This is a genomic window from Actinosynnema sp. (assembly GCF_052038725.1).
On the sequence record NZ_JBQGCX010000151.1, the window covers coordinates 1 to 4,491 of the forward strand.

General features: G+C 71.5%; 4 protein-coding genes and 1 pseudogene. All 5 read left to right on the forward strand.

The window, feature by feature from the left end; genetic code table 11:
• Positions 1–623 (forward strand): annotated as a pseudogene (locus ACTUAL_RS02910) (phenylalanine--tRNA ligase subunit beta); the annotation flags it as partial.
• 311 nt (positions 624–934) lie between these two features.
• Positions 935–1,432, forward strand: a complete 498-nt coding sequence (locus ACTUAL_RS02915; protein WP_096496295.1) for a hypothetical protein — start codon at positions 935–937, stop codon at positions 1,430–1,432.
• Positions 1,433–1,519: 87 nt separating this feature from the next.
• Entirely contained in the window at positions 1,520–2,935 is a 1,416-nt protein-coding gene (gene sthA, locus ACTUAL_RS02920; RefSeq protein WP_440899172.1) for a Si-specific NAD(P)(+) transhydrogenase, read from the forward strand.
• 104 nt (positions 2,936–3,039) lie between these two features.
• Positions 3,040–3,483, forward strand: a complete 444-nt coding sequence (locus ACTUAL_RS02925) for a hypothetical protein (RefSeq protein ID WP_096496293.1) — start codon at positions 3,040–3,042, stop codon at positions 3,481–3,483.
• A complete protein-coding gene (locus ACTUAL_RS02930) occupies positions 3,477–3,716 on the forward strand; it encodes a helix-turn-helix transcriptional regulator (protein WP_096496292.1) in 240 nt (79 codons plus the stop codon). The genes ACTUAL_RS02925 and ACTUAL_RS02930 overlap by 7 nt, the downstream gene beginning before the upstream one ends.
• Positions 3,717–4,491: the final 775 nt, after the last annotated feature.

Sequence of the window (4,491 nt, forward strand, 5' to 3'; positions counted from 1 at the left end):
AGCAGCCGGTGCACGTGGCCGCGGTGCTGTGCGGCAACCGCGAGCTGCCCGGTTGGTGGGGCGCCGGTCGCCGGGCCGACTGGGCGGACGCGGTCGAGGTGGCGAGGCTGGTCGGGCAGGCCTACGGCGTGCGGATCAGCGCGGTGGCCTCGGACCTGGCGCCGTGGCACCCCGGCCGGTGCGCCGAGCTGCGCGTGGGCGACTTCCCGGTCGGCCACGCGGGCGAGCTGCACCCGAAGGTCGTGGAGGCGCTGGGGCTGCCCAAGCGCACCGCGGCCGTCGAGCTGGACCTGGACGCGCTGCCGCTGGCCGAGCACCGGCCCGCGCCGGTCGTCTCGCCCTACCCGCCGGTGCTGCTCGACGTGGCCGTCGTGGTCGACGCCGACGTGCCCGCCGCGCGGGTCGCCGAGGCGCTGAGCGCGGGGGGCGGCGAGCTGCTGGAGGACATCCGGCTGTTCGACGACTACCGGGGCGAGCGGGTCGGCGAGGGCAAGCGCTCGCTGGCGTACGCGCTCCGGTTCCGGGCGACCGACCGCACGCTGACCGTGGAGGAGGCGACGGCGGCGCGTGACGCGGCCGTGGCCGCTGCGGCCGAGAGCGTGGGCGCGGTGCTCCGGGCGTGAGCCCAAGAACCCCGGACCCGCAACTCTGCGGGTCCGGGGTTCACCTTTTAGGGTGAATCCCTTGAGTGGTGCGATAGCGAGAACGCCCAGTTCAGAGCAGTGGGAACGGGTTCATAAGGGGGTGGAAAACCCTGCTTTTCAGGGACCCCCCGTGCTTGCGCGGCAGTTGAACGTTCTCCAAGATTGGCCTCGCCGGTCCACCGGGGCCGAAGGCGAAGCGATGAACCACCGGGCGTGTCTGGTCGCCGGTCCGATGGGGAGCTAGCGGCGAACCCACCGCCTGGGCAACAGTCCTACCGTGGAGTTGCACCATGCGAAACCTCGGTCCGCGGGGGGAAGTCGCGGTCGCGCTGAGCATCCTCGGCGCAGGCGCGGCCGTGGTCGTGTCCATGCACCTGACCTGGCCCGAGCCCGAGGTGCCGGTGGTGTCCTACTCGATCAGCGGCGGCGAGGCCGGGGTGGCCGACCTCAAGCCGTTCGGGATCGACGACGTGTCCGGGGCCTCGGTCGAGCTGACCCCCGGCGCGCAGGGCTCCCGCACGGTGCGGCTGTCCAACCCCAACGACGTCGACATCATGGTCATGTCGCTCCAGGCGGAGCCGGGCGAGCCGGTGGACGAGGGGCGCAACCCGGTCGACGGGTGCGGGTCCGACGTGCTGACCGTGGACCCGATGGACCAGCCGGTCATCATCCCGCCGGAGGGGTCCGTGGACGTCGCGATGGTCGTGCGGATCGCGGGCGACATCCCGCCCGCCTGCCAGGACCTGGTGTTCCCGCTGACCTACTCCGGCCGCGCGACCAGGGGCTGAGCCGGGCGGCTGAAGGGTTCGTGAAGGGCGCGTCACGACTGCCCCGACCAGCCCGCCCGGACGGGTGATCTGTGTAACGCTGGCCCGATGAGCAGCGAGTACGACTACGACCTGGTCGTCATCGGGTCCGGCCCCGGCGGGCAGAAGGCGGCGATCGCGGGCGCGAAGCTCGGCAAGCGGGTCGCCATCGTGGACAAGGCCGACATGGTCGGCGGCGTGTGCGTCAACACCGGCACCATCCCCTCCAAGACCCTGCGCGAAGCGGTCATGTACCTGACCGGCATGAGCCAGCGCGAGCTGTACGGCGCCAGCTACCGGGTCAAGGAGGACATCACCATCTCCGACCTGCTCGCGCGCACCCAGCACGTCATCGGGCACGAGGTGCAGGTCGTGCGGGCGCAGCTGCACCGCAACCAGGTCGACCTGCTCACCGGCACCGGGTCGTTCACCGGCCCGCACAGCGTCGCCGTCGAGGGCGCGCACCGGGGCGAGCACCGGGTGATCAGCGGCGAGAAGATCGTGATCGCCACCGGGACCAGGCCCGCGCGCCCGTCCCAGGTGGACTTCGACGAGGCGCGGGTGCTCGACTCGGACGAGGTGCTCCAGCTCGACACCATCCCGTCCTCGCTGGTCGTGGTGGGCGCGGGCGTCATCGGCATCGAGTACGCCTCGATGTTCGCCGCGCTCGGCAGCCGGGTCACGGTCGTGGAGCAGCGGGAGCGGATGCTCGACTTCTGCGACTCGGAGATCGTCGAGTCGCTGAAGTTCCACCTGCGGGACCTGGCGGTGACCTTCCGGTTCGGCGAGAAGGTCGTGGACGTGTCGGTGTCCGAGCGGGGCACGGTCACCACGCTGGCCAGCGGCAAGCGCATCGCGGCCGAGGCCGTCATGTACTCGGCGGGGCGCCAGGGGTGCACCGAGTCGCTGAACCTGGGGGCCGCGGGCCTGGAGGCCGACCACCGGGGGCGGCTGTCGGTGGACGGGAACTACCGGACGTCGGTCGAGCACATCTACGCCGTCGGCGACGTGATCGGCTTCCCGGCGCTGGCCGCGACCTCGATGGACCAGGGCAGGCTGGCGGCGTACCACGCGTTCGGGGAGAGCGCGAACGAGCTGTCCGGGCTCCAGCCGATCGGGATCTACACCATCCCGGAGATCTCCTACTGCGGCGCGACCGAGGCGGAGCTGACCTCGTCGGCGGTGCCGTACGAGGTGGGGCTGGCCCGGTACCGGGAGCTGGCGCGCGGGCAGATCGTGGGCGACGCGTACGGGATGCTCAAGCTGCTGGTGTCCACGGAGGACCGCAAGCTGCTGGGCGTGCACCTGTTCGGGACCGGCGCGACCGACCTGGTGCACATCGGGCAGGCGGTCATGGCGTGCGGCGGGACGGTGGACTACCTGGTCGACACGGTCTTCAACTACCCGACGCTGTCGGAGGCCTACAAGGTCGCCGCGCTGGACGCGACCAACAAGATCCGGGCGCTGGGCCGCTTCGGCGGGTGATCGACCCTTGTGCGAGGCCGGACACCGTGTGAAGGATGTTTGACACGGTGTCCGGTCTTCTTTACATTGGTCGGTGTCGGGTTTGTTTGACATCGGGGGTGGGGATGCGGGTCGGGGAGATGTCGTTCCACGAGAAGCGCACCTGGATAGCGGCGCTGTCCGCGCTGGTGGGGTACGCGGCGTACGCGGTGGTCGTGCTGGGCCGCGCGGCGGGTGGGCCGCTGTCGGGTGTGGCCTACGAGTGGCCGCTGGTGTGGTCCACGGTGCTGTCCGTGGTGGTGACGATCGCCCTCGTCGTCGTGGTGTCGGCGCTCGCGCCGAAGGAGGCGGGCGAGGAGGACGAGCGGGACCGGGACATCAACCGGTTCGGCGAGCACGTCGGGCAGGCCTTCGTCGTGCTCGGCGCGGTGGCGGCCCTCGCGCTGGCGCTGCTGGACGCCGACGGCTTCTGGATCGCCAACGCCGTCTACCTGGCGTTCGTGCTCTCGGCCGTGGTCGGCGCCGCGGCGAAGATCGTCGCCTACCGCAGGGGGGTCCACGGGTGGTGAAGCCCACGAGGGTCACCAACTCCATCCGCTCGCTGCGCTTCGCGCGCGACGGGATGACCCAGGCCGAGCTGGCCGAGCGGGTCGGGGTCACCAGGCAGACCGTGATCGCCATCGAGCAGGGGCGCTACTCGCCCTCGCTGGAGATGGCGTTCCGGATCGCGCGGGTGTTCAAGGTGCCGCTGGACGACGTCTTCCACTACCCGGAGGGGGACGTGGGGGAGGGGGAGGTGTGAGCTGCTTCTAGCGATCGCGGGGGTCGGCGGCGGCGAGCGCGGTGGTGTGCGCACGAGGAGATCCCGGTAGCCCGGCGTTGTCCGACTAGCGCTTGCCTGCCGGTCAGCGGCCGGTCACTCCGCGACGAACGCGCGGCCAGGTCTCCGCTGCGGCGGGACCAAGGCGAGACAGGGTCGCGAGACGGGGCCGCGACAGGGCGGGACCGCGACAGGGCGGGGTGGGGTGCTGCTTCTTGCTCCTCCGGGCTGACACCGGCTACCGCGGCGTCCTCGTCTCGGCGTCGATCGCGGAGTCGTCTGGCCAACCCGAGTCCTCGAACCGAAGTCCTCGAACAGCCACGCGGAGCATGTCCTGTGTGGATCGACGCTGGTCGAGATCCTGCGGGGCAGGGCTGCGACCGGACAATCCAGGCCGACTCCCGACTCCCGACTCCCGGCGCTCGTCGAGTCGTGGGGATCGTCGAGCGGCGCAGGCCCGTTCTTCTTCGTCTTCATCGTCGGCGAGGCGGTGGGGTCGCTTCGCTGCCGGACCGCTGGTTCCGGCGGTTCGCGCCGCGCGTCGCCCGCATCGGGACAGGGGCGCGTCCGGGCCTGGTGGGTCGCCATCGCGGGCCGGGGTTCGCGCCTGTGCCCGCCTGACCGAGTGCTGTCACCTGACCTAGTGCTGTCACCTGGCTGGGTGCTGTCGCCTGGCTGGGGGCTGTCCCCTGGTCGGTTGGTGCTGTCTGGGCGGTTTCTGCCGCCTGGGCGGGGGCTTGAGCGGGGTGCCTCAACC

Coding starts and splice junctions, on each gene's coding strand:
- ACTUAL_RS02915 (WP_096496295.1), top strand. CDS start 935: ATGCGAAACCTCGGTCCGCGGGGGGAAGTCGCGGTCGCGCTGAGCATC.
- sthA (WP_440899172.1), top strand. CDS start 1,520: ATGAGCAGCGAGTACGACTACGACCTGGTCGTCATCGGGTCCGGCCCC.
- ACTUAL_RS02925 (WP_096496293.1), top strand. CDS start 3,040: ATGCGGGTCGGGGAGATGTCGTTCCACGAGAAGCGCACCTGGATAGCG.